Genomic DNA, 23,474 nt, shown 5'->3' on the forward strand with positions numbered 1-23,474 from the left:
CGAGAGCGGCCGGGTGGCCCCTCCCCTCCCGGAATCGGCAGCATCCCGGGCAGGAGCCCAGGCCCGCCGGATAGCTTATTTTTTGACGCGGGGGGTGCGGGCCGACGAGTGGGTGCTCATGATTTGCCACTGCCCGGCGGCGTTCTTGCGCAGCACCGAAGTGGCCACCCCGCGGCGTACAATGGGCGCCTTGGCTTCCTTTTCCTGAGGGCCTTTTTTGAGGTTGATGGTGTAGGTGTAGGTTTCCGTCGCAAAAGCGTAGGGACCGTCGACTTGCACGGCGGCTTTGTAGTCGCTGAAGGTGAAGGCGCTGAACTCCTTGAGCTCGGGAGCCAGGTGATGCTCGGCGTAGTGCCGGTAGGTGCCTTCCACCCCACCCGACTCGAACACCTGGGAGTTGGCCGTGAACAGGCGGGCCGTGCCCATGGTGTCGAGCTTTTGCACGGCCTGCTGGTACTTGGTCAGCACCGCTTTCACCGCAGTCTCGTCGGCGGCGGAGCTGGCGGCCGGGGCCGTCTGGGCCCGCGCTGTCGCGGCAGTGAGAGAAAGCGTGGCGGTCAGCGCCGCGAAAGCAAAGAGGTTTTTCATGGGGAGGGAGGAAGCTGTCACCGCGCAGCGGGACTTATTGGTTGAGGTAAATGGATTTGAGCTGGTAGGTGCCAGTGGTTACCACCCGGTCGTTTTCGTTGACCTGACCCTGCACGAGCACGGTCTGCTGGCCGTTCACGGCGCCGGGCTGCACGTAGCGAATCTTAAAGCGCTCGGGCTCGGTGTGCACGAACACCACGGGCTTGCCATTCAAATCGGTGATGGCCGAAGTGGGCACCACCAGCTGCGGGGTGCCGCCGCCGGTCTGGCCCACCACCTGCACGTTCACGGCCTGGCCAGCGCGGTAGGCGCTGCCTTCCTGGGCGTCAAGCTCCAGCACCAGCTGGCGGGCCTGGTTCACGGGGTTTACCACGTTGCTGAACACCACGAGACTGGCGGGTACGCCGGCCTGGCCCTGCAGGCCTTCCACCCGAAACCGGGCGCCGGGCGTCACCTTGGCCAAGTCCTGGGCAAACACCTGGGCCTCCACGCGCAGCTTGCCGGGGTTGATGACGCGGAACAGCTCGTCGCCCTGGCTCACCTGCTGGCCCACGGCGAGGTTGAACACGTCCACGGTGCCGCTCACCGGCGAGGTGATGGCCACGCGGCGCTGGCCGGCCTGCCCGTTCTGGATGCCGGCGTTCTGGCGGGCCTGGCGCAGGCGCAGCTCAGCGGCCACCACGTCCTTGCGGGCGGCGATGTCGGCGATGCTTTGCAGGCGGGCGTAGTCCTGCTGGGCGGCGCGCAGCTCGGCCTGGGCGTTGGCCCGTTCGGTGCTGAGGCCAATCTGCTGCGTAGCATCCAGGGTTTGCTCGATGACGGCCAGGGTCTGCCCGGCGCGCACGGTCTTGCCCACCTGCGCGGCGAGGCTGACGATGCGCCCCGTCTGGGGCACCACCACGCGGCCTTCGCCCCCGGCCGCGGCCGATACCGTGCCGTAGAGCGTGGCCCGGCTGTAGGTTGTCGAGAAGGCGGCCAGGTTGGTGCGCACTTCAAATAGAAACTGGCTTTCCTTGGGCAGCAGCACCTCATCGGTACTCGCCACGCCCGTGATAGCCTTGGCCTCGCCGCCGTGGTCTTCGCCGCCGTGGGCCTGCACCAGGCCCGGGGGAGGGAGCAGTACCGTCAGGACCAGTCCCGCAGCGGCCGTGGCCGCCAGAAATTTATGCTTGGTTTTCATATCGGGGTAGCGTTAAGGGAAGGGGGTGCGGCGGCTGGCGGTCAACGCCTGCTCCGAGGTTTGCAGCACGGGCTCGGAACGGCGGCGCCGCATGAGCAGGGCCGTGAGGCCGATGCCGAGTGCAAAGGCGCCTAACAGGGCCAGAATGGTTTTCCAGGACGAGAACAGCGACGTGGCCGCAGCAGGGGCCGCGGCCGCTACGGGCAGCTTCTCCCCTACCTTGATGCCTTCAAGTAGCAGCAAATCAGCCGTCTCGCCGGCCACGATGTTGAGGGCAAAGCTGTAGGCCTTGTTGGCGGGAAATTGACCTTCCACGAGGTACACGCCCGGCTCCTGCTCGGTCACTGCCCACTTCAGGGTGGCGTCTTCCGGGGTGGTGAGGGTGAGCTTAGCGCCTTTGATGGGGGCGTTGCTGGCGTAGTCGGAAAGGAACAGACGCAGGTCGGCGGGCTTGCCTCCTTCCAGGGGCTCGTAGCGCAGCAACGCCTCGAACTGTTCCGAAAGCGCGGCCACCGAAAACGACGTCGCGCCGGCCGCGGTGCCCGCTTTGGGCCCGTCGCCGTGGTCCTCGCCCCCGTGGGCGTAGGCCGTGCCGCCTAGCAGCAGGCCCAGCAGCAAAATCAGGAGTTGTTTCATGATGGTTGACGGTTATTCGCCCCGCAGGTAGTTAAGCTCGACCAAAGCCTGGCGGTAGTCGCGGATGGTGGTCAGGTAGGTGTTCTGGATGGCAAAGGCCTGGTTCAAACTCAGAATGAGCTGCAGGTAACTGACTTCCCCGGCCCGGAACAGGCGCTGGGACTGGCTGATAATAGCCCGCGACTGGGGCAGCCCGGTCTGCTCGTAGTAGCCCAGCGAGGCCGAGAACTTGCGCGTATCGGCCAGCGCCTGCTGATACTGCGAGCTCAGCTCCAGGCGCTGGGCCTGCAGTTGGTAGCTGGCGGCCTGGGAGCGGGCGGTGGCCGCCTGCAGTTGGGAGCGGTAGGTCCAGAACCAGATGGGCACCGATAGGCCGAACTGGAAGCGGTACTTCAGCGCCGAGTTCTCAAAGGCCTGGTTCTGATAGCCCACCGTCAACGCGGGCGTGCGCCGGGCCCGCACCAGGCTGATGCCGGACTGGCTCAGGGCCACGTTCTGGGTGGCGGCGGCCAGCGTGGGGCTGCGCACCAGGGCGCTGCTGTCCTCGGCCGGCAGGCCCGCGAGTAAAGCCGTGCCCGTTTGGGCCAGCTCCGCGCCGGTGCGGCCCAGGTCGGTGCTGGTGGCCAGCGCCTCGTTGGGCCGGCCCATCAATAGGCCCAGGCGGCGTTGGGCGGCCTGCCGGTCGGCGGTGGCCTGCTGCAGCTGCACGGTCACTTGCCGGGCTTCGGCGTCGGTGCTGATGCGCTGCAGTGAGGTGACTTCGCCAGCCGTGAACAGGCGCTCGGTGGCTACACGCAGCACCCGGAACAGGCTGTCCTGGTAGGTAAGCTGCCGCACCTGCGCTTCCGCGAACTGCAGCGCTAGGTATGCCAGGCGGGTGTCGCGCAGCACGCTGGCCCGGCTCACGTCGCGGTTGCGCTCGGCCAGGGTAATGCCGGCCTGCGCCACCTTAGACTGCTGGCGGTAGACGTTGGGCAGGTCGATGGTCTGCACCACGCCCGGCGCCCACATCTCGCCCGTGGGGGCCGAGAACAGAAAGTCCGGGTTGGCCGGCGCAAACGCGCCGCGCTTGAGGGCCCGTTGCTCCTCGATTTCGCGGTCGGACTGCCGCAGCCGCGGGTGCCGGCGCAGGGTCTGGGTTTCGGCGCTGTCCAGGCTCACGACCTTTTGCGCGCGCACCGCGTCCGGGCGCAGGCCGAGCAGCACCAGGCCGAGCACCAGCAGCCAACGCCCGCCATTTGTCATTTTCAGATACTTCATATAATCAGGTTAACACCAGTCATAGGGCCGCCCACCGTTGCAGCAGCAGACGGCCCAAGACGGAGAAAGGCCCGGACGCACTGCGCCCGAAAAACAGGCTCCGCCTAGGCTTTTTTGACCAGGGCCATGCCGCATTTGGGGCAGCTGCCGGGCTTGTCGCTGGCACTGCCCTCGCAGTTCATGGGGCAGGTGTAGGCAGCTGTCACCGACTTGCCGGCTTTGGCGGCAGTGTCCAGCTTGTCAAAGCGCACGTTCAGGGCCTCGCTGCCGTTTTTCAGGCTCACGATGGCGGTGCGGGCTTTGGTGCCGGCGGGCAGCTTGGCCACCACGTAGTCGGTGCCCCCGGCCGTGAGCGGCACGGTCGTCGTCTTGTTGTCGGTGGTCTGCACCATCACCGAGCCCGTCAGGGTCTTGTTCGGCACGGCGGCCATCTTGTCGCCCAGCAGGTAGATGCGCAGCTCGGTGGGCTGCTGCACGAGCTCCATGTGGTAGGGCTTGGCCGAACGCACCATGCCGCCGTGCGGCGAGGCATGGGCGTGGGTTTCGCCGGGGGCGATGTGCTTGTCCGCGGCGTCCGCGCCGTGGGCGTGCTGGGCCTGGGAGGCCAGGGGAGCGAGGGCAAAAAGCGCGGCGGCAACGAATGAAATCTTTACAATCTTCATGGGAAACGGGATAACCGGTATGGTGGGAAGGGGTGAGAATAGAAGCAGGTGGCGCCCGCCAACCGGCGGCGCCACCTGCCTCCCGGGAATTACATCTTGTCGGTGTTCTTGTCGTGCCAGGACTTGAAATCGGCGATTTCCTTCTCCTGGGCAGTAATCATCATCTGGGCCATCTCCTTGAGCTTGGTGTCCTTGCCGTGGGCCAGCTCGGCCTTGGCCATGTCCACGGCGCTCTGGTGGTGCACCGTCATGAGCATGTTGAAGTTCATGTCCGGGTTGGCCACGGGCTTGGGCATGTTTTGCATCATGCCGTCCATCGAGGCCTTCATCTTGCTGGTGAAGGGGTCGGCCGGGTCGTTGGGCTGGTAGTTGGTGGGGGCGCTGTCCAGGCGGGTGGCCACGGCTTCGAGCTCGGTGATTTCCTTGAGCTGGTCGGCTTTGATTTTCTCGGCCATCTGGCGCATGGTGGCGTCCTTGCCGTCGCGCAGCTCGATGTCGGCCATGGCCACGGCGCCCTTGTGGTGCTCCAGCATGTGGTGGGCAAAGTCGTGGTCGGTGTTGCCCTTGGGCTTGCTGGCCTCCATCTTCTGCATCATCTCATTCATCGAGGCCATCAGGGGCGATTCGCCGGCCGCGGCCCCGGCGGAGTGGTCCATGCCGGCCATGTCACCGGAGGCGCCTTCCGTGGTGGTGGTCTCGGTGGTCGTGGCCGTCGAATCGGCGGCTTTGTCGCTGCTGCAGCTGGCTACCAGCAGGGAGCCCGAGCAGAGGGCGGCGAGGAAAAAAGCGGACTTTTTCATGGGATTGGTTGGGTTAGTGGAAAATGAAATGGGAAGCAGGGACGGGGCTACGCCTTCGCGTTAAGCCTTCACGTTGATGGTGAAGTCGCCGGTGTGAATCTTGCCCGCGTGGTTGAATTGCAGGAACACGCGGTAGAGGCCGGGCTTTTCGAAGTTGGTGTTGAAGCCGATGTTGGGGCCCTTGTCGGCCTGGTCGTTGGGGTGCACGTGCAGGTACTGCTCAGTGTCCTCGCTGATGACCACCACGTGGCCCAAGGCGCCGAGGTAGTTGGCCAGGTCCGTCACCGGCTGCCCGTCCTTGCTGATGGTGATTTTCATGCCCAGCAGTTGGCCCACCTTCAGGTCTTTGTCGAAGGCAAGGGTGGCCTGGTAGCCGTCCTTTTCCCACTGCATGTCGTCGTTCTTGAACTTGACCGGGGCGTAGGCCGCGCCCTTCACCGTCAGGGGCTGGCGGCCCAACTGGTGGCCTGAGCCGGTGGGCGTGTAGTCCTGAAACAGCACGTAGTCGCCGCCCTTGGGGAAGGTGTACTGCACCTTGTAGTCGCCGGCGGCCGTGTATTCGGGGTGCTCATGGTAGAACTGGCCCAGGTCCTTACTCACGATGATGAGGTGAATCTTCTTCTCGTGCACCACGGCCAGGGGCACCGGAGCCGACTCATTGCCCGTTTCGCGGGGCGTGAAGGCCAGCGTGGTAGGCTGCCCGGCGGTTACTTCCGTCGGCGTAGGCACCAGCTTCATCTCGTAGGTTTTGCCGTTGGCTACTTTGTCGTTATGCTCCAGGTTCATGCCGCACTTGGGGCACTTGTCGCCCTCCTTGGTGCTGGTGACCTCGGGGTGCATGGGGCAGGCGTAGGTGTGCCCGCCGCCGTGCTCGGCGGTGCCTTCGGCCGGGCCGTTGGTGGGCGTGGTGACGGTGTTGGTGGCGCTGCTGGACTCCGTTTCGGACGAGCAGCTAACCGTGGTGAGCAGGCCGGCCAGGGCCAGCAGGGAAAGCGGTATGCGGTACATAAAAGGGGAATGGGGGTTGAACAACGTAGGGGACTGCATCCAGTAGACCAGCGTGCGGTTGCCGGGGCGGCTAGGCCTGCCACTGCTGCCAGAGCGCGAAGCCCAGCACGGCGGCCACCGCGGCGTAGAGCAGGTAGGAAAGCAGGCGGCGAACGGGGCCTTTGGGGGCGGGTACGCCGGCTTCTTCGCAACAACTCTTCATTGTTGGGCGGGGGTAAAACCAGGAAGATGAGGGAGGGGGGCGCAGCTAGGCACCGGGCGGACACGACAACGCAAAGGCCCGCCCCGGACATAGCAGAGCTATGCCAGGGCGAGCCTAGTGCGCGTCAAATCAATCAGACCGTCAGGGACTGAATAAAGATTCGGATGTCGGGTATTTTAGGGGGCAGGTGCTCGCGGAGCACCAGAACGACCGAATGCGTGCGGTCCCACTGTCCGGCAGCGGGCCGGAAAAAGAAGTCGCTGCTGGCCGGCAGCAGGGCCGGCGCGGACGCGAGCAGCTGCTTTTCGCCGGGCGTGGCGAGCGACTTAAGAATAGCGGCCGAGTTGTCTTTGCAGCAGTCATCCTGGCCCGCGGGCTTGGAATTGTGCTTGGCATGGTCATGCTTGCCCTTCGTGGACTTCGGCTGGGCCGGGCCGTTGCCGTGACCGTGGCAGCCGGGATGCGAAGGCTTCTGCGGCGGGGTAACCTTGGCCATCGGTGCCGCCGCCACCGGGTTGATGGTCGCGCAGTAGCACTGGCCCACGAACACGTTGACGAAGACGAGCAGGAAGCTCGTCGCCAGCAAACGGCGGAAGGGGAACAGGCTACGGAACATGAGAGGCGCTAAGCAACCGCAAAAGTAGACTTCTCCACGAAAAGGCGGTACCGCCTATTTACCCCATTTCTAAATAAAGAGTTTCCGGGCCTTCCATGCGGGTTGCTGCTCAACCTTGAAAAAAGGACTAAAAAGGGCCACCGGGGCGTTTTAAGCGGCGGTTAAGCGAAACGCCCCCCCCGTTAACGACCGCAAAATTATGCAAGCCTTCGGCCGGATTATGTAAATCCATTATCAACCCTCTGCGTGCAAATTATGCAAGTTTCAAGTGAGATTCCGTACTAACATCGCCATGGGAGCGCCGTTCCTTTGTAAGGTGCTTTCTAGCCCGGGGAACAGTGTGTTTCCCGGCCCAATGCAGCATCATAGCTGCTTATTTCTATGGAACCAACAACCAAGACCGAAACCCTCGACATTGAAGGCATGACCTGCGCCTCGTGCGCGTCCTTCGTCGAGAAGTCCTTGACCCGCACGCCCGGCGTGCAGCGGGCCATGGTCAACTTCGCCACCGAAAAGGCCACGATTGACTACCTGCCCACCCAGGCGACGCCCGCCACGCTCAAAGCAGCCGTGGTCAACGCCGGCTACGGCGTCACCGAGCGGGCCCCCGATACTTCAGCTGCCGACCGGCAAGCCGAAATCGACCAGCAGAAGGCCCTGGCTTACGTCAAGCTCAAGCGCCGCTTCTGGGTAGCCACGGTGTTGGCCATCGTCATTATGCCGCTGAGCATGCTCATGCTCTGGCCGGCCATGATGGCCCGCGTGAACATGCAGTGGCTCAACTACGGCCTGCTGGTGCTGACCCTGCCCGTGCTGCTGTACAGCGGGCGCGAATTCTTTACCTCGGCCTGGAACGGCTTCAAGCACCGGGCCGCCAACATGGACACGCTCATTGCCGTGGGCACCGGCGCGGCTTTCCTCTATAGCTTGGCGGCCACGGTAGTGCCGGGCTGGTTTATGCGCCGGGGCATCATGCCCGAAGTGTATTACGATACGACGGCCACCATCATTGCCCTGATTCTGCTGGGCAAGGTGCTGGAGCTGCGCGCCAAAACCCAAACCTCGGCGGCCATCAAGGCCCTGATGGGCTTGCAGGCCAAAACTGCCCGCGTGGTGAGCCCCGGCGGCCAGGAAGTGGACGTGCCCATCGAGCAGGTGCAGCTCAACGACCTCATCGTGGTACGACCGGGCGAAAAGGTGGCCACCGACGGCGTTATCGAAGAAGGCAATTCGGCCGTGGATGAGGCCATGCTCACGGGTGAAAGCCTGCCGGTGGAAAAGAAAACCGGGGACCCGGTGTTCGGGGCCACGCTCAACAAGACCGGCTCCTTCCGCTTTCGCGTGACCAAAGTAGGGGCTGATACCATGCTGTCCCAAATTGTGAAGCTGGTGGAGGACGCTCAGGGCAGCCGCGCCCCCATTCAGCGCCTGGCCGACAAGGTCAGCGCCATTTTCGTGCCCACGGTGGTGGTCATTGCCATCCTGACGTTTGTGCTCTGGTTTGACTTGGCCCCGGTGGAAGCACGGCTGCCTTTGGCCCTGGTCAACTTTGTGGCCGTGCTCATCATCGCCTGTCCCTGCGCCCTAGGGCTGGCCACGCCCACGGCCATCATGGTCAGCACTGGCAAGGGCGCCGAGCACGGCGTGCTCATCCGCAACGCCGAGGCCTTGGAAAAAGCCCACCAGGTCAACACCGTACTGCTCGACAAAACCGGCACCATCACCCGCGGCGAACCGGCCGTGACCGACTTTGTGCCGGCCGAGGGCCAGGACGCCGCCCAGCTGCTGCAGGTAGTGGCCGCAGTGGAACGGCAGAGCGAGCACCCGCTGGCCGAGGCCGTGGTGCGCTATGCTGACACCCAGCAGGCCCCTATCATTGCCGCCACCGGTTTCCAGGCCATCGAAGGCAAAGGGGCGCAGGCGTCCGTGAATGGGCAGGCGGTGCTCATCGGCAACTTCCGCCTGCTCGATGAGGCCGGTATTTCGCTTTCCTCCGCGGTGCGCCGGCAAGCCGACGAGCTGCTGGGCCAGGCCAAGACCGTGCTCTACGTGGCCATTAACCAGCAGGCCGTGGGCATCATCGGCGTGGCCGACACCGTGCGCGAAACGTCGGCGGCGGCCATCAAACGGCTGCAGGGCATGGGCATCGAAGTGGTGATGATGACCGGCGACAATCCCCAGACGGCGGCGCAGGTGGCCGGGCAGGTGGGCATCAAGCGCTACTTTGCCGAAGTGCTGCCCGCCGACAAGGCCGGCAAAGTGAAGGAGCTGCAGGCCGAAGGCCGCATCGTGGCCATGGTGGGCGACGGCATCAACGACGCCCCGGCCCTGGCCCAGGCCGACATTGGCCTGGCCATGGGCGGCGGCACCGACGTGGCCATGGAAGCGGCCGGCATCACGCTCATGCGCTCGGATTTACAGGGCGTGGTGACGGCCATCGAGTTGTCGCGCCAGACCATCCGCACCATCAAGCAGAACCTGTTTTTCGCCTTTATCTACAACACCCTGGGCATTCCCATCGCAGCCGGGCTGCTCTACCCCTTCTTCGGACTACTGCTCTCGCCCATGCTCGCGGCGGGCGCCATGGCCCTGAGCTCGGTGTCGGTGCTCACCAATTCGCTGCGCCTGCGCAGCTTCTCCCCTGCTAAAAACTAAGCTATGGATACCCCCGAAATCATTGTAACGCTGACGGGCCTGGGCCTATCGGCCTTTGTCATCTGGTACTTCTTCTTCTCGGCCCGCCAGACGGCCAGCGCCGTTTCCACCGCCAGCGGGGTGCAGGAAGTGGACATCACCGTCAAGGGCGGCTACTCGCCCGACGTAATTGAGGTGGAGCGCGGCAAGCCCGTGCAGCTGAGCTTCTACCGGGACGAGGAAAACTCCTGCTCGGAGGAATTGCTGATGCCCGACTTCAGCATCCGCCGCGACCTGCCCGCCTTTAAAACGACCTTAGTAGAGCTGCTGCCCCAGCAGGCGGGTACCTTTACGTTCACCTGCGGCATGGGCATGCTGCGCGGTAGCCTGGTCGTTAAATAGATGCCGCTCATGAACTCCCAACTCCGCTCCGGCTTTACGCTGCCCGCCCCCGGCACCCACCGGCTGCTGATAAAGAACATGGTATGCCCCCAGTGCATCCGGGTGGTGACGGAAGACCTGACGGCCCTGGGCCTGCAGGTGCACCGCGTGGTGCTGGGCGAAGCCGATGTGACCACCGCCGACGGCCAGGACCCGGACCTGGAGCCCGTGCGCACCAGCCTGGAGGCCGCGGGCTTTGCCTTGCTCGAAGACCCGCGGGCGCAACTGGTGGAGCAGATTAAGACGCTACTGGTGACGCTCATTCACTATCCCGAGCCGGGCCCGCGCCTGCTCACCTACTCGGATTACCTGGTCCAGCACCTGGGGCGCGACTACCATTACCTGTCGCACCTGTTTTCCTCCGAGGAAGGCCTGACCATCGAGAAGTTCATCATCCGCCAGAAGGTGGAGCGGGCCAAGGAGCTCATCGGCTACGGCGAGCTGAGCATTGCCCAGGTGGCCGGGCAGCTGGGTTACAGCTCCCCGGCCCACCTCTCGCGGCAGTTCGGGCAGGTGACGGGTTTGACCCCTACCGAGTTTCAGCGGCTGGGGCCCGCCAGCCACGCCCGGCGCAGCTTGGACGCGCTGCTGTAGCCTCCGAAATTATGCAAGCAAAAAGGCCAACGGTGTAAAAACCGGACGGGTGAGCTGGGCGTTTATAATGCTCACCATCAGACCCCACCGACCGTGAGCATGAACCGCTTATTCCGTTTGCCTATTTTATCCCTGCTTGTGCTTGTTTCCCTGTTTTCGGCCTGTAAAATGGACCACGACATGGACGACATGAAGCACGACTCTCCGCTGATGAAAATCATGATGGACATGATGACCCAGATGGACGCGCAGGCCAAGACCCAGGACCCCGACCACGACTTCGCCGCTCAGATGGTGCTGCACCACGATGCCGCCATCAAGATGAGCGAGGAAGAACTCCGCGCGGGCAGCAACCAGGAAATGAAGACCATTGCCCAGGACGTCATCACCAAGCAACGCGCCGAAATCACGCAATTCAACACCTTCCTGAGCGGGCACCAGCCCACGCAGCCGCTGGTGCCGCAGTTCAACCAAATCCAGAAAACCAACATGGACCGCATGATGGCCGCCACCGACGCCCGCGCCATGACCATGCGCACCGACGTGGACTACGCAGCGATGATGATAGACCACCACCAGGCGGCCATCGACAACTCGGAGGCGCTGCTCCAGCACGGCCGCAACGCCACAATGCGTCAGATGGCGCAGGCCATCATCACCGACCAGCGCCAGGAGATTGCCACGCTGCAAAACTGGCTGACGCGCAACCGTTAAGAATAGGCCTTGCCCTATCCAAAAAGGCAGCTCTTCCCGGGCTGCCTTTTTTGCTTTTAGAGAGCGGTGGGTAGCCCGGTGGGTCACGCCACCGGCTCATTTAATGGAAATGTTCACGATGCTCTCACTGCCTGTTTTCCGCCTTATCGTATCCCTGGCCCTTGGCCTGGTGCTAGCTGGTTGCCGGTCATCTGCGGTTGTCCCTACGTTCCCACCTTCCGCCGGATACCGTCACCCGCGGCTGGCACCGAGCGCTGATACGGCGACGGCCGTCCCCGCCCAGGAGCGCCCCGTCACCCCGCCGCGGCGGGTAACGACAGCGGTGCCGCCCCGGGCCGCGGGCATGCCGGACCACGTGTTCAAGCCGAGCAATAACCCGGCGGGCCAGCCGGACAGCAGCTTTGCAAAAGGAGCAATCGGGGATTCCGCGCGCAGCGCAACCCGGCCAACGGTTCCGCGCGGGCTGCGTCGGCAGTTCCCAACCAAGCTGTTTAGCGCCCAGACGCTGGTGCATTACAGCTTGCACTTTCTTTTCCCGGCCGTGTTGGCGCTGGTGTTCTTCCCCGCGATGTGGCAGGCCGCCTACCTGATGATGTTGGCCACGATGCTCATGGACCTGGACCACCTGCTGGCCAAACCCATTTTCGACCCGCTGCGCTGCAGCGTGGGGTATCATCCACTACACTCCTTTTACGCCTTCCCGGTGTATGCACTGCTCCTGCTGCTGCCGGCATTGCAACCGGTCGCCGTGGGCCTGCTTTTCCACCTGTTCACCGATACGGTGGACTGCCTGTGGAACTTCAGCCACTGCAACGAGTGCTACCTCAGCTCCCGCATTTACGCCCTGCGCAACTGGGTGAAGAAGCTATTGGGCCATGAGGTAGTCGAGTAGATGGGGTGTAGAAGGTTGGAGTGAGCAAGCACCTCGATAGTTATTCTTGGTCGTTTCCAAGGGGAGATACGCTGTTATAAGCCGGTAATCAACGACGGAGCCCGCAACAGGGCCTACGGGTAGCTTGGACATTTTCTGGTAGGAGCAGCACGTGAAAGCCCGGAAATTATGCAAGCCTGGGTGGGATTGTCGCAAATCCACGCCCGGGCTTTGCCGTTCTAAAGGGTAGTTTCTTCATTAACGACCCCTACTATGAATAAGATATTTCGAATGCCCCTGCTCGCGCTGAGCCTGCTCGGTGCTACCCTTTCTTTCACCAGCTGCGACAAGGATGACAACGGCCTGGAGCTTATCGGCCACGACGAGAGCGTGTACATGCGCAACATGCACGAGGGCATGGCCATGATGGAGTCCATGCCCAAAACCGGCGACCCCGACAACGACTACTCCACCATGATGATAATGCATCATCAGATAGCCATCAAAAACAGCCAGGAAGAGCTGAAAAGCGGTAAAAGTGCCGAGATGAAAGCCATGGCCCAGTCGATTATCGACAAGCAGCAGGCCGAAATTGCCCAGTTCAACGCTTTCCTTGCCGGCCACCCGGCCCACGCTCCGGCCGTGCCCGAGTTCAACGCCCTGCAAATGATGAACATGATGCAGATGATGAAGGCCGTGGATTTGCGCCCCCTCACCGGCGACCCGGACTTCGACTTTGCGCAGCTGATGATTGACCACCACCAGGCCGCCGTCGAAAACTCGGACGCCCTGCTGAAGTTCGGCCGGGAGAACGCCACCAAGGCGCTGGCCCAACAAATCATCACCGACCAGAAGATGGAAATCAAGATGCTGCAGGACTACCTGCTGGCCAACAAGAAATACTAGGGCGTCCCTCGCTCGTATCCCTAAGCAGCGGACCCCCGGGTTCGCTGCTTTTTTACTTTAATTCCCATCCCTATGGAAATGCACAATACCCCTTGGGCACCGGACTGGGCGCTCTGGCTCTGGTTTGGCCTGACCCTGCTCTCGGTGCTCTACGTGGCCTGGGACCTGTTCACCCGCACGCCGGAGATGAAGGTTATGAAGTGGGGTTGGGTCCTGGTCACGCTCTACACCGGCCCGGTGGGCCTGCTCATTTACTGGTTTTCCTGCCGCGAGCCTTCGCCCGGCACCCACGAGGCCTTTATAGCGCCGCTCTGGAAGCAGGCCGTGGGCTCCACCATTCACTGCGCGGCGGGCGACGCGACGGGCATCATCGTGGCCGCCGCCCTCACCGGCTACTTTGGGCTGAGCATGGGCGTGGACATCTGGATAGAGTACGCCGCGGGCTTTGTCTTCGGCCTGTTCATCTTTCAGGCCCTGTTCATGAAGGACATGATGGGCCTGAGCTACGGGGAGGCCCTGCGCCAGTCCTTTCTGCCGGAGTGGATATCCATGAACGCCATGATGGCCGGCATGCTGCCCACCATGGTGATTCTGATGACCCGCGACATGCGGGCCATGGAAGCCACTTCGCCCTGGTTCTGGGCGGCCATGTCGGCCGCGACGCTGGTGGGCGTGGTGGTCTCCTACCCCGTCAACTACTGGCTGGTTAAAAACCAGCTCAAGCACGGCATGGGCACCGAGCGCGCCTTGGGCAAAGGCGGGGCGGCAATTGAAGAAGTCAGCGCTTCGGCGCATGCCGGCCATAGCATGGGTGGCATGTCGCACACCGCGTCTGCAGCCACTGCGCACGCGGGACATGCCATGGCCACGATGCCCATGAACATGGAAGGCGGAGCCCAGGTGTCGGGCTTGCGCAAAGCGGTGGTTACCCTGATAACGCTGGTGATGCTCGCCGTCGGCTACTGGCTGGCGGCCCGCTACGGCGACCTGTCCATGCGGCCCGGCGTGCCGATGGAGGCCATGCCGGGCATGGACATGCCGGGCCACCGAATGTAAATAGCCAGCGCGGCCCCAAACAAGTCATGGGGCCGCGCTGGCTAAATCAGAAGGCAGGCGGCGGCCTGCGGCGGTTAAAAGGCTTTTAGGCTTTTTTGACCAGGGCCATGCCGCATTTGGGGCAGCTGCCGGGCTTGTCGCTGGCACTGCCTTCGCACTTCATCGGGCATTCGTAGGCCGTGCCGGCCGTTTTGCCGGCTTTGGCGGCCGCGTCCAGCTTTTCAAACCGGGCGCTGAGCGAGCTGCCGTTGGCTTTCACGCTCACGATGGCCGTGCGCAGCATCGAGCCGGCGGGCAGGGCGGCCACCAAATGGTCACCGGCGGGCGTGAGTTTCACCGTGCTGGTCTTGCCCGTCGTGCTAAGGAGCATGACCGAGCCGGTGGTGCGGTTAACGGCCAGGGAGTTCTCCTTGCCGTCGAGCAGGTACACGTGCACCTCGTTGGCGTGCTGCACCAATTCGATGTGGTACTTGCCCGCGGTGCGCACCGTGCCCCCGTGGGGAGATTTGTGGGCGTGGGTTTCACCAGCGGCCTTGTGGCCGTGGGCGGCGGCGCCAGGCTTGTGGCTGTGCTGGGCCGAAAGAGAAAGCGGGGCGGCGAGCATCGTAGCGGCCAGCAGGAAGTGCGAAGTTTTCATGAGGGAAAGTTAAGGTAGTGCGACCAGTGGCCCATGGTGGGAATATCGCCGGCAATGGTTGCTCGGGTGGGCAGTTATCATCATTTGTGCCAGTTTCATCGGAGACAAACAACCGAACCGACTGGATGAGGAAAGAGGCGCCTGATTTGAGTTGACCGCGATTGCGCGCTTCTGTGCATCTTAGCTGCTTTATTGGCCTTACGCTCCTTTATGTCCGCCGCTCTACCGCCCCTTATCCAGCAATACAAAGCCGATTCTGAGTCCGTTTACAACACCTGGTTTATCAACAACGAGGAGCGCCTGAAGGCCTTTCGCTCCATCCGGCGCGGGGTGCAGCAGGTGGTTAAGGACATCAAAGCGGGCAACTTCGGCAACGATTTTAAGGGCACTTCACTGGAATTCGTGCTCAGCGTCATCAGCGAGCAGAAACAGGTATTTCAGGGCGCGGCCCACCCCTTCTACTGGAAGCCCAAGCTGCGCATCCCCGACATCTACGAGCACGAGGACAACAAGCGCGCGTTTGGCCAATTCCTGGAAAGCTGCCTGGCCGCCACCACCGAGCAGCAGCTGCTCAAGGAAATAGAGATACTCGACCGCCGCAAAATCAAGGGCCTGGGGCCGGCCGTGGCCAGCATCCTGTATTTCCTGCACCCGACCTTGATGCCGCCCTGCAACACGGCCATCGTCAACGGCTTCAACGCCCTGTTTGGCCAGAAAATCAAGCTCGGCTCCTGGCCCGAGTACCTGCGCATGCGCGAGCAGCTGCGCGATTTGAACCTGGCCCACCGACAACACCTGAGTCTGGACTACGGCGCGTTGGCCGGCCTGCTCTTTGACGTGGGCGTGAAAAAGATGATTGCCGGCGACCAGCAGTTCACCACCGACGAGGAGCGCGACAAGTACCAGCAGCAGGCCCAGAAGCGCCACAAAGAGGTGCAGTCCGAAGCGCAGGAGGAAAATCAGCACACCGAGATGCAGCACCATTTGCTGCGCATCGGCAAGGCCCTGGGCTGCGACGTGACCACGGCCATCAACGACCGCAACCGCCTCTGCGGCGGCCAGAAGCTCTCGTTTCTTTGCCTCGACCAGCATCCCGAGTTGCCCGTGCCGGCCGACGTGGCCAGCACCATTCGCCTGATTGACATCGTGTGGTTTGCACCCGGAACGAGCCGGGTGGTGGCCGCTTTTGAAGTAGAGAAGAGTACCAGCATCTACAGTGGCATCCTGCGCCTGACGGACTTGGCGTTTTCCATGCCCGAGAACGAAACGGCGTTGTATCTGGTCGTGCCCGATGCCCGCGAGAAGGAAGTGCAGGCCCAGCTGTCGCGCCCGGCCATCCGGGCCGCCGGGGCGACTATCCACTACATTCTGTTCTCGGAGTTACGGCAGCATTGCGAGGCGCTGTGCAAGTTTGGGGATTCGCCGGCGGCCATGCGCAAAATTGCGCGGTCAGTCGGCTAATGCTTTTACTGCGCAATGAGCATTTCTAAACTCTTCCTGTTTGCAAAAAACACCGATGCCAGCGCCTCTATGCGGGGTTATCAGTATCAGGTGTTTAAAACCGTTGAAACATGGCTCGAGAACTATCTGGACCAGGTGGACGAAGCAATTTATTGCGACTACGAAGAGGATATTTTTCAACACAACGAGCTAACGCAAGCCGCTACGTTCCGCCAGCTAAAGCTGTATTCCACCCCTTTTTCTTTTCGTAGCGAGGAGATACAGAAGGCGGTGGCGCACTTCTTTATGTTGCACGTTAAGACAGATTATGCGGCGAAGGACAAGGAGTTTGTTTTTGAAGCCAACAGTCGCATTGCGGAACACCGCGAGGGCAATGAGTCAGATTTGCTGCGCCGCTGGGTGACCAACCAGGAAGCTCTTCCCGATGTCCTGCTCACCGAGTGTGCTAAAAAGGTTAAAGCACTCGTCACGTCCTATGTGGACGAGCGTACCACGCAACTGGCTGACCAACTCGCCGAAAGGCTGAAGAAGAAAGCAGAGGACGCTCAGGCCATCTTGGTGATAGAGGCTGAAAGGCAGGTATTATGGGAGGCGGTCACGGTTTTTCAAAAGCTTACTGACCGGGACTGGGACGATTTTACACGCCGTATTAAATGGCGCTTTGATGGCCTGAGCCCGGACGAGGCCTTCAAGGGCACCATTGCCCGCCTCGAAGAACTGGTGGCGCAGCTGCCGGATATGCCCAAGGAGCGGCGCAAGGGATTTTTGGGCATGCTGTGCATGCGGGTAGATATTAAAGCCTCCGAGCAGGCACCCGAGGACCGTAAGCTGGTGAATGGGGAACTCACGAACCTCCTGCTCCAGGCGGGCACCTTGGAAGACCTGTGGTACCACGAAGTATTCACCAAATGGAATGAAATCGGTCAGCCGACAGATTTTCGCCTCGGCGAATTTTACGAGGTGCTACAGGCTGTTTCTTACTGCCGGGCTGCCAAGACTCTGCAGTCCCACGACGCCTTCTGGATTGGCTTGCTCACTTGGTACATTTCGGAATTGCAACAGCAGCCCGAATTTCGAAAAAAGGGGCTTTACGAGCTAATCTGGCTCCGGATGCGGCCCACCGAGTATTTGGCGCCTGCTCTCGGGAATTTGTTCGGGTTGGAAGACCACATCCGGGAATACTTTAGCGACTTTTCCGCCTTCACCGCCGCCGGAGATTTCGAAGATATTCAGAGCCTGCTTTTCCTGGTAACGGCCTCCGCGTTAAACAAAAAGTCCGCGTTAACCCCCGTAGAAACCGCCGGGTGGCTGCAGCAATTCAAGCTGCAGCTGGACCAGCTCCTGAGCCAAACGAGCAATGCTTCGGACTTGTGCCGGCTATTGGAGTGCTCCGCTAATTTCTACTTTTTTGCGAGCAGCCAAGACCGGAGCGAGAAGAATGTGGCCAAAATTATGGCGCCTTTAGAGCAGCTGTTGATAAATTTGGACGAAGCCCGTCTCTACAATGCGACGCAGTTGAGCAACCGTATCCACACGCACATCCGCTTGTTAATTCGGATGGACGAGGAAGAGAACGAGGTGCTGATTGATGCATTTAGAGAGTTTGTCGGCCGACTTGACGCCGTGGTCGAAAAGAAGCGGGGTGCGCATGAGCGGGCCCGCCGCCTAGTGGTTTCAGGCGCCGCTTACCTGGAGACTAAAACCCCCACTGCCCTACTCAAAGCACTTCGGGATTTTCACGAGGCCAAAGCGTTGTGGCTGCAGGATGAGACGTTCGAGGGCTATACCCTGGCCTTGCTTAACATTGCCCAGGTCTACGGCGCCTTGGATATGCACTTCGCGGCGAAGTATTATGGGCTGTGGGCCACGTGGGTCAGCTGGCAGAAAGGCAGTCGTAAACTAGTGAAGCGAATTGCTCAGGGAATCGGCATGGTTTTCCACGCTGATTTCGTTCAGGGTGCTTGGTTTAGCGCCCTGCTGGACTTTGAGCTTTACATGATGTCGCGACATGAGTTCGACCCCGAACCTATCGACGCGGAGGGGACCGAGATGCCCCAGAAAAGCATCATGAATTATGGCTTTCTGTTGTATGCCGCGCCCCTTCTGGCCCCGGAATTACAGGTCATGACGCAAGCCAAATTATCCGAGGCCGGGTACTTAAAAGAAGAGTACCTGGATGAATTGCTGGCCGTACTTCAGGCTGACTTGCCGGAGCTTAAACTACGTGCCGGCCTTACCAAGAATTTTGCAGATGCCCCGCTTAACGACATGGGGCCCGAGCGCACCGCTCGGTTTCACGCCTTAGCAATAGAATGGCACGTGCACTTTTCCAACTCGTACGAAATGACTGCCCTGGGCGAGGACTTCTGCGCCATGCTTCAGGTGTTGCTGGTGGAAATAGCGCTTTCCAAGGTTGACTTTCATTTGCCCAGTGGCCTTGTTGACCTCACCCTGGAAATTACCGATACCCCTCGCGAGCCCGAACAGTTGCCCGATAATGGAAAGGCAAAGTGGAAGGCCTTTGTGCAGCGGGTTGACAGCTCGGACTATGAAGTAGTAAAACTGGGGGTTGCCTTCGTCAGCGTCGCGCTCAAAGCCATTCTGCAGGACATCAGCTTACTGCCCGTAACCGAGTATAACGAGGCGTTTTGGGGCCTCTTTACGGAAAGTAACCTGGGTGCAAAATCCATGCAGGCAACCTCCTACCAGCGCATGTACCGGTCGATGTTTTCCGAAAAAGCGTTCGGGGCGTTTGGTCGCGATACGTTCTCTGCCCTGCCGGCCGTACCCGACTTCCCGTTGATTAACCTGTTCATGCAGCCGAAAGCAGGCCTCAGCAAGAAATACAATCCTTCAACCGCCGTCCAAAACATTGGAAACCGCTTTCAGAAAGCAGTGCGCAACATCCATCAGACACTTGCCCGCCTAAAGCTGGATGCCGGCTACGGTCCCTGGCTGCAAACCCTGCGGGAAGAAGGCTGGCCAGACTGGCAGATTGTTGTGGCCATGATGAACTTCATGCTCTCCTATAAAGCTAACCGACTAGTTGAAGGGCGCAAGTTCGCGACGCCAGCGGAACACCAAGCTGCCTTGAAAGTAGAGTTTCAGCGCATCCTGGAGCGAGACGAAGTAGAACTGCAGATGGAGTTTCCTCTGCAGGCATTCCAATCGGCTGAGTTTAGAATGAGCTTGGAGCAAATGCCCATAATTTCTTTAAGCGCCTTCGGCTTGGAGAATAATGCCCGCTTTCCTAATCCTCGTGCAGTGAGGGAGTTCATGAATGAGCGATTTAATGTGCAGACCGATGTCAACGACGAGCACAATCCCTTGTTGTAACTTCTTGCTCCTACCTTTCAGTCACAGCGAATGAAGAAACTCAGATTGTATTCTGATTTCCTTATCTCCTTATAGTGATGGGTTTCCGTTAATTTAATGAAGACAAGTTTCATAATGTAACTTTTGCGTGTCATTAAGTGGCGAATGGGTATTTAGTGCGAGGAATACGTATCATTATCGCATAGCTAGCTCCTTTGCTATTGGCTGATTAATGGTACCTTTACGTAACATTAACAAGGATAATGGCAGTTAATGCTATCTAAAAGTGTCATTATGGACTGGTACGCTTTGTCAGACGTAGCTGCGGTTAAAGAAATTGGCCGCAACCTGCAGCTTATTCGGCTGAATCAAGACATCTCGCAGCAGGAGATGGCAATACAAACGGGCTTGAGCCGACGGACCATCAGCCAAGTCGAAAACGGCCGGCCGGCCTCCACGCTGACGCTGGTGCAGCTGCTGCGCGCGCTGGGGCGGCTCGATGTGCTGGAAGTGCTGGAAGAGTCGGCTACCATCAGCCCCTTGCAAGCCGTGCGCCTAGCGGGCCAGCAACGGCAGCGGGCCAGCCGCCGGGACGAGGAATCTTCAACAAGCGAACTATGAGCGCGCTAATAACTGCCACGGTTTCTATTTGGGGCCAGCGCGTCGGGTACGTGCTATGGGAGGAAAAACGGCGCATTGGCGTCTTTGAATACGAGCCTGCCTTTCTTCGCACGGGACTGGAGTTGGCGCCGATTATCATGCCGCTGCCGGTAGGGCGGAAATCGCGCAAATTTGACTTTGCCACCCTTAACCGGGAAACCTACCAGGGACTGCCCGGTCTGCTGGCCGACAGTCTGCCCGACCGGTACGGGCGCCAGCTCATCGACGCCTGGCTGGCCGCCAAGGGGCGGGACGCGGCTTCCTTTACGCCCGTGGAGCATTTGTGCTACCTCGGCCACCGGGGGATGGGCGCGCTGGTGTACGAACCGGCCTCGCAGCCCGCGCTGGAAAAGGGCACCTCACTGGAAGTGGGCGAGCTCGTGAAATTCGCCCGGCAGGTGCTGACCAACCGGGAAAGCCTGCACACGTCGCTGGGCACCAACGCCGCCGAGGGGCTGGCCGAAATCATCAGCGTGGGCACTTCCGCCGGTGGTGCCCGGGCCAAGGCCGTGATTGCCTATAACGCCGACACCAAAGAGGTCCGTTCAGGGCAAGTCGATGCCCCCGAGGGCTTCGAGCACTGGTTGCTCAAGCTTGACGGGGTAACCAACGCCAGCTTGGGCGACCCGGCCGGCTACGGCCGCATCGAATACGCTTACCACCTGATGGCCCGGCAGGCGGGCCTGCAGATGACAGACTGCCAGCTACTGGAAGAGAACGGCCGGGCGCACTTCATGACGCGACGATTTGACCGGGTGGCAGGCAGCCAGCGGCTGCACATGCAAACACTCTGCGGCATGGCACACTTTGATTACAATAAGCCCGGGCTTTACACCTACGAGCAGGCCTTTCAGGTCTTGCGGAAGCTGCGGCTGCCGCACCCGGCCGTGGAGGAGCTCTACCGGCGAATGGTGTTCAACGTGGTGGCGCGTAACCAGGACGACCACACCAAGAACATCTCCTTCCTGATGAACCCGGCGGGCGAGTGGAGTCTGTCCCCGGCGTACGACGTGACGTATTCCTACAACCCCACGGGCGAGTGGTCCAGCCACCACCAGATGTCGCTGGCGGGCAAGGTCGATGACTTTACGGAGGAGGACTTCCTGCAACTAGCCAAGAATGTGCAGGTGAAAAAGCCGCGAGAGATAATCCAGCAGGTAGTCGACGCGGTAGCCAACTGGTCTACGTTTGCAGCCGAAGCGGACGTGCCGAAAAAGCAGCAACAGGCTATTGCCAAAACGCACCGCTTGCAGCTTTTCAACGGCCTTAAACAAGTAAACCCTTCGACGTTCTAGCAGTACCAATACTGTTAGGACGCCGAAGGGCTCGACAAGGGCTCAAGTGCCAGGAAGGCGGGGTTTTTCAACAGAGCGAGTTGCGCAGATTAACTCCCCTACTGCCCAATGACATACACGGGAACGGCCTGCGCATCGGCGCCCCTGGCCGTTTCTTTCTTCACCTCTTTGCCATCCAGCAGAATAGCGCAGGTAATTTCAGAGGCTGCCGTGCCGCCGTCGATGCTGGCTAGGATGGTCAGGTTGTCGCCCTGCTTCATGGTGCGCTTAAACTTGTAGCTCACTGGCAGCGGCGTGTTGCTGAGCGTCGTGTTGCCGCCGCTTTCGTTGGTGTAGCTCAGGTAGTCCGATACCGGGGCATTGGAAGTAACCTTGTACTCTACCTGATACTCTTTTGGCCCCGAGGGCGTCGCATCGTTGTCTTTCGAGCAGCTGGTGGCCAGGGCCGCGCAGCTCAGCAGTAAATAAGCAAGTCGTTTCATAGGTCAGAAAGGTGGTTAGCGGAAGTGATACCGCAGGCCGGCACTCGCGTTGCCGGGCCATTGGTCGATTAAAGGGTTGTTGAACAGGTAGCCTTTCGTGCCGGTAGCCACGAGGGAAAGGCGGTTGCCGAGGAAGAAATCAACTTCGGCCCCGGCTTGCGGGCCGTAGGTGAAGCGTTGCGGCTCGCTGGCATCGGCAGCCAACTCGCCCGTGCGATTCTCTTTGGTGCGCTCGTAGCCGGCCTCCGCCCCGATGAGCAGATGCACGTAGGCAAACTCCCCAATGCGGAACAGTTGCGGGGCGATGAACAGCCGGCCCTGATAGGTCGAGTATTCACCCTGGGTGCGCAGGTTGCCGGCATCCCGCAGACCACTGGCCCGCAGGGCCAGCTTGTTGGTGAGCATGGAAGTGTAGCTCAACTCGTAGTAGTCGCCTTTTTCGGAGCGCCCGAGGTGGGCACCCCAGCTGGAAATGTGTTTAACGTGGCGTTGAGCCAGGGCCGGCGATGTGCCGGCCCCAGCCATTGCAAGCGCCACAAGCAGGAGCTTTTTCATGCGGGTTTAGCGACGGGGACGGGCGCGGTCCATTTTAATGAGTGACTGTTGAACCAACACGTCGGCGTAGACCAGCTCCGCCGCCTGGCGCGAGGGACCTGGCTGCGAGGATTCGGCCAACAGCCGGTCGGCTTCCTGGCGCAGCTGCATGGCCTTAATCATGTTGTCGTTTGAGGAGTTGAGGGCGGCCATCCGCTCGCCTTCCGTCATGGCGTAGCGGCCCGGATTCTTCAGCGTGGCATTCATCTCAATGCTTTGCTGCGTCATTTCGTCGGCAATCTTGTAGTAGCCGAAGGCGGTGGCAATCTTCTTCTTCTGCATCATCTCCTCGTAGGCGAAGGTCGAAACGGCGGCTTCTTCGCGCTTGGCCTGATACTGGGAAGAACTCATGCGGTTGTTGCCGGCCGTGGCCCCCGCGCCGAAGCGGGAAAACACGTCGTACACTGTATTCAGGTCCTGCTGCGGGTTGTTGAGCTGCAGGGCCTGCCGCAGGCGTTCGGCTTTCTGAAACACCGGCATGTACTGGTTGCTCTGGCCCCGGCCCGACATGGACAGCGCCCGCGCAAACAGCTCCTGCGGGTTGGAGAGGCGCAAATCCTGAATGCTTTGCACCTTCCGTAAGTCGGCCTGCACCTGCCGCTGTAGCTGCAGCGTCTGGTCGGTAATGTCCTTTACCTGACCGGTAATATCCTTGGTGACACCGGCAATCTGCCGGGCATCTTTTACTACCTGGTAGTTTTTGACGGTTTCGGTCCACTGGGCCAGCCGTTTGGCGAAGTCGCCAATGTGAATGCCCATGTGCAGCGGGTCATTTACCACGGCTTGCGCGGAGGCCTCCTTGGTGGAGAAAACCAACGTAACGGCCAGCAAAGCGGGCAAAAGGAGCTTTTTCATAGTCGTA

Annotated in this window: 24 protein-coding genes; 11 read left to right on the forward strand and 13 right to left on the reverse strand. The window is 61.0% G+C overall.

The window, feature by feature from the left end:
* Window positions 1–75: 75 nt before the first annotated feature.
* The 9 genes from E5K02_RS22760 to E5K02_RS22795 form a co-directional block, all read right to left on the reverse strand.
* A complete protein-coding gene (locus tag E5K02_RS22760) occupies window positions 76–588 on the reverse strand; it encodes a YybH family protein (protein WP_135398338.1) in 513 nt (170 codons plus the stop codon).
* 34 nt (window positions 589–622) lie between these two features.
* A complete protein-coding gene (locus tag E5K02_RS22765; RefSeq protein WP_135398340.1) occupies window positions 623–1,768 on the reverse strand; it encodes an efflux RND transporter periplasmic adaptor subunit in 1,146 nt (381 codons plus the stop codon).
* A 12-nt stretch (window positions 1,769–1,780) separates the two neighbouring features.
* The gene (locus tag E5K02_RS22770; protein WP_135398342.1) at window positions 1,781–2,404 is read right to left on the reverse strand and encodes a hypothetical protein; all 624 of its coding nucleotides are present in this window, start codon (window positions 2,402–2,404) and stop codon (window positions 1,781–1,783) included.
* Between the two features lie 12 nt (window positions 2,405–2,416).
* Window positions 2,417–3,664 carry a TolC family protein gene (locus E5K02_RS22775; RefSeq protein ID WP_135398344.1) on the reverse strand — a complete coding sequence of 416 codons (1,248 nt, stop codon included), beginning with the start codon at window positions 3,662–3,664 and terminating at the stop codon, window positions 2,417–2,419.
* A gap of 104 nt (window positions 3,665–3,768) precedes the next feature.
* Window positions 3,769–4,326, reverse strand: coding sequence for a heavy metal-binding domain-containing protein (locus E5K02_RS22780; protein ID WP_135398346.1), 558 nt, complete (start codon window positions 4,324–4,326; stop codon window positions 3,769–3,771).
* 89 nt (window positions 4,327–4,415) lie between these two features.
* On the reverse strand, window positions 4,416–5,126 hold the full coding sequence (locus tag E5K02_RS22785; RefSeq protein ID WP_135398348.1) for a DUF305 domain-containing protein: 711 nt from the start codon (window positions 5,124–5,126) through the stop codon (window positions 4,416–4,418).
* Between the two features lie 60 nt (window positions 5,127–5,186).
* On the reverse strand, window positions 5,187–6,134 hold the full coding sequence (locus E5K02_RS22790) for a heavy metal-binding domain-containing protein (RefSeq protein WP_135398350.1): 948 nt from the start codon (window positions 6,132–6,134) through the stop codon (window positions 5,187–5,189).
* Between the two features lie 70 nt (window positions 6,135–6,204).
* Window positions 6,205–6,336: a hypothetical protein gene (locus tag E5K02_RS26100; RefSeq protein ID WP_262709882.1), complete on the reverse strand. Its 132-nt coding sequence runs from the start codon at window positions 6,334–6,336 to the stop codon at window positions 6,205–6,207.
* Between the two features lie 133 nt (window positions 6,337–6,469).
* On the reverse strand, window positions 6,470–6,952 hold the full coding sequence (locus E5K02_RS22795) for a hypothetical protein (protein ID WP_135398352.1): 483 nt from the start codon (window positions 6,950–6,952) through the stop codon (window positions 6,470–6,472).
* Window positions 6,953–7,333: 381 nt separating this feature from the next.
* On the opposite strand from E5K02_RS22795, the gene E5K02_RS22800 reads away from it, so the two are divergent.
* The 7 genes from E5K02_RS22800 (at window position 7,334) to E5K02_RS22830 (ending at window position 14,168) form a co-directional block, all read left to right on the forward strand.
* Window positions 7,334–9,607 carry a heavy metal translocating P-type ATPase gene (locus E5K02_RS22800; RefSeq protein WP_135398354.1) on the forward strand — a complete coding sequence of 758 codons (2,274 nt, stop codon included), beginning with the start codon at window positions 7,334–7,336 and terminating at the stop codon, window positions 9,605–9,607.
* A gap of 3 nt (window positions 9,608–9,610) precedes the next feature.
* The gene (locus E5K02_RS22805; RefSeq protein ID WP_135398356.1) at window positions 9,611–9,988 is read left to right on the forward strand and encodes a cupredoxin domain-containing protein; all 378 of its coding nucleotides are present in this window, start codon (window positions 9,611–9,613) and stop codon (window positions 9,986–9,988) included.
* Window positions 9,989–9,997: 9 nt separating this feature from the next.
* A complete protein-coding gene (locus E5K02_RS22810) occupies window positions 9,998–10,621 on the forward strand; it encodes a helix-turn-helix domain-containing protein (protein WP_135398358.1) in 624 nt (207 codons plus the stop codon).
* 138 nt (window positions 10,622–10,759) lie between these two features.
* On the forward strand, window positions 10,760–11,335 hold the full coding sequence (locus tag E5K02_RS22815) for a DUF305 domain-containing protein (protein WP_167856552.1): 576 nt from the start codon (window positions 10,760–10,762) through the stop codon (window positions 11,333–11,335).
* A gap of 343 nt (window positions 11,336–11,678) precedes the next feature.
* A complete protein-coding gene (locus tag E5K02_RS25815; protein ID WP_206026009.1) occupies window positions 11,679–12,227 on the forward strand; it encodes a DUF6122 family protein in 549 nt (182 codons plus the stop codon).
* Between the two features lie 252 nt (window positions 12,228–12,479).
* Window positions 12,480–13,112 (forward strand): DUF305 domain-containing protein, encoded by a 633-nt coding sequence (locus E5K02_RS22825; protein ID WP_240737419.1) that lies wholly within the window; start codon window positions 12,480–12,482, stop codon window positions 13,110–13,112.
* A 78-nt stretch (window positions 13,113–13,190) separates the two neighbouring features.
* Window positions 13,191–14,168, forward strand: a complete 978-nt coding sequence (locus tag E5K02_RS22830) for a DUF4396 domain-containing protein (RefSeq protein ID WP_240737421.1) — start codon at window positions 13,191–13,193, stop codon at window positions 14,166–14,168.
* An 85-nt stretch (window positions 14,169–14,253) separates the two neighbouring features.
* Here the strand turns inward: E5K02_RS22830 and E5K02_RS22835 are convergent, their stop codons facing one another.
* Window positions 14,254–14,805 carry a heavy metal-binding domain-containing protein gene (locus E5K02_RS22835; protein WP_135398364.1) on the reverse strand — a complete coding sequence of 184 codons (552 nt, stop codon included), beginning with the start codon at window positions 14,803–14,805 and terminating at the stop codon, window positions 14,254–14,256.
* A gap of 210 nt (window positions 14,806–15,015) precedes the next feature.
* Between E5K02_RS22835 and E5K02_RS22840 the strand changes: the two genes are divergently transcribed.
* The 4 genes from E5K02_RS22840 (at window position 15,016) to E5K02_RS22855 (ending at window position 21,536) form a co-directional block, all read left to right on the forward strand.
* On the forward strand, window positions 15,016–16,266 hold the full coding sequence (locus tag E5K02_RS22840; RefSeq protein ID WP_135398366.1) for a hypothetical protein: 1,251 nt from the start codon (window positions 15,016–15,018) through the stop codon (window positions 16,264–16,266).
* Between the two features lie 15 nt (window positions 16,267–16,281).
* Window positions 16,282–19,602: a hypothetical protein gene (locus E5K02_RS22845; protein WP_135398368.1), complete on the forward strand. Its 3,321-nt coding sequence runs from the start codon at window positions 16,282–16,284 to the stop codon at window positions 19,600–19,602.
* A 252-nt stretch (window positions 19,603–19,854) separates the two neighbouring features.
* Complete coding sequence (locus E5K02_RS22850; protein ID WP_135398370.1) at window positions 19,855–20,202, forward strand: helix-turn-helix domain-containing protein; 348 nt, start codon at window positions 19,855–19,857, stop codon at window positions 20,200–20,202.
* Window positions 20,199–21,536 carry a type II toxin-antitoxin system HipA family toxin gene (locus tag E5K02_RS22855; protein WP_135398372.1) on the forward strand — a complete coding sequence of 446 codons (1,338 nt, stop codon included), beginning with the start codon at window positions 20,199–20,201 and terminating at the stop codon, window positions 21,534–21,536. The genes E5K02_RS22850 and E5K02_RS22855 overlap by 4 nt, the downstream gene beginning before the upstream one ends.
* Window positions 21,537–21,634: 98 nt before the next feature.
* Here E5K02_RS22855 and E5K02_RS22860 read toward each other — a convergent pair whose 3' ends face one another.
* Genes E5K02_RS22860 through E5K02_RS22870 form a run of 3 tightly spaced genes read right to left on the reverse strand, consistent with a single transcriptional unit; the run spans window position 21,635 to window position 23,467 of the window.
* The gene (locus E5K02_RS22860; protein ID WP_135398374.1) at window positions 21,635–22,018 is read right to left on the reverse strand and encodes a hypothetical protein; all 384 of its coding nucleotides are present in this window, start codon (window positions 22,016–22,018) and stop codon (window positions 21,635–21,637) included.
* 15 nt (window positions 22,019–22,033) lie between these two features.
* Window positions 22,034–22,573 carry a hypothetical protein gene (locus E5K02_RS22865; protein ID WP_135398376.1) on the reverse strand — a complete coding sequence of 180 codons (540 nt, stop codon included), beginning with the start codon at window positions 22,571–22,573 and terminating at the stop codon, window positions 22,034–22,036.
* A gap of 6 nt (window positions 22,574–22,579) precedes the next feature.
* Window positions 22,580–23,467: a hypothetical protein gene (locus E5K02_RS22870; protein WP_073112467.1), complete on the reverse strand. Its 888-nt coding sequence runs from the start codon at window positions 23,465–23,467 to the stop codon at window positions 22,580–22,582.
* Window positions 23,468–23,474: the final 7 nt, after the last annotated feature.

Origin of the sequence: Hymenobacter metallicola (genome assembly GCF_004745645.1) — a bacterium.
Taxonomy (GTDB): domain Bacteria; phylum Bacteroidota; class Bacteroidia; order Cytophagales; family Hymenobacteraceae; genus Hymenobacter; species Hymenobacter metallicola.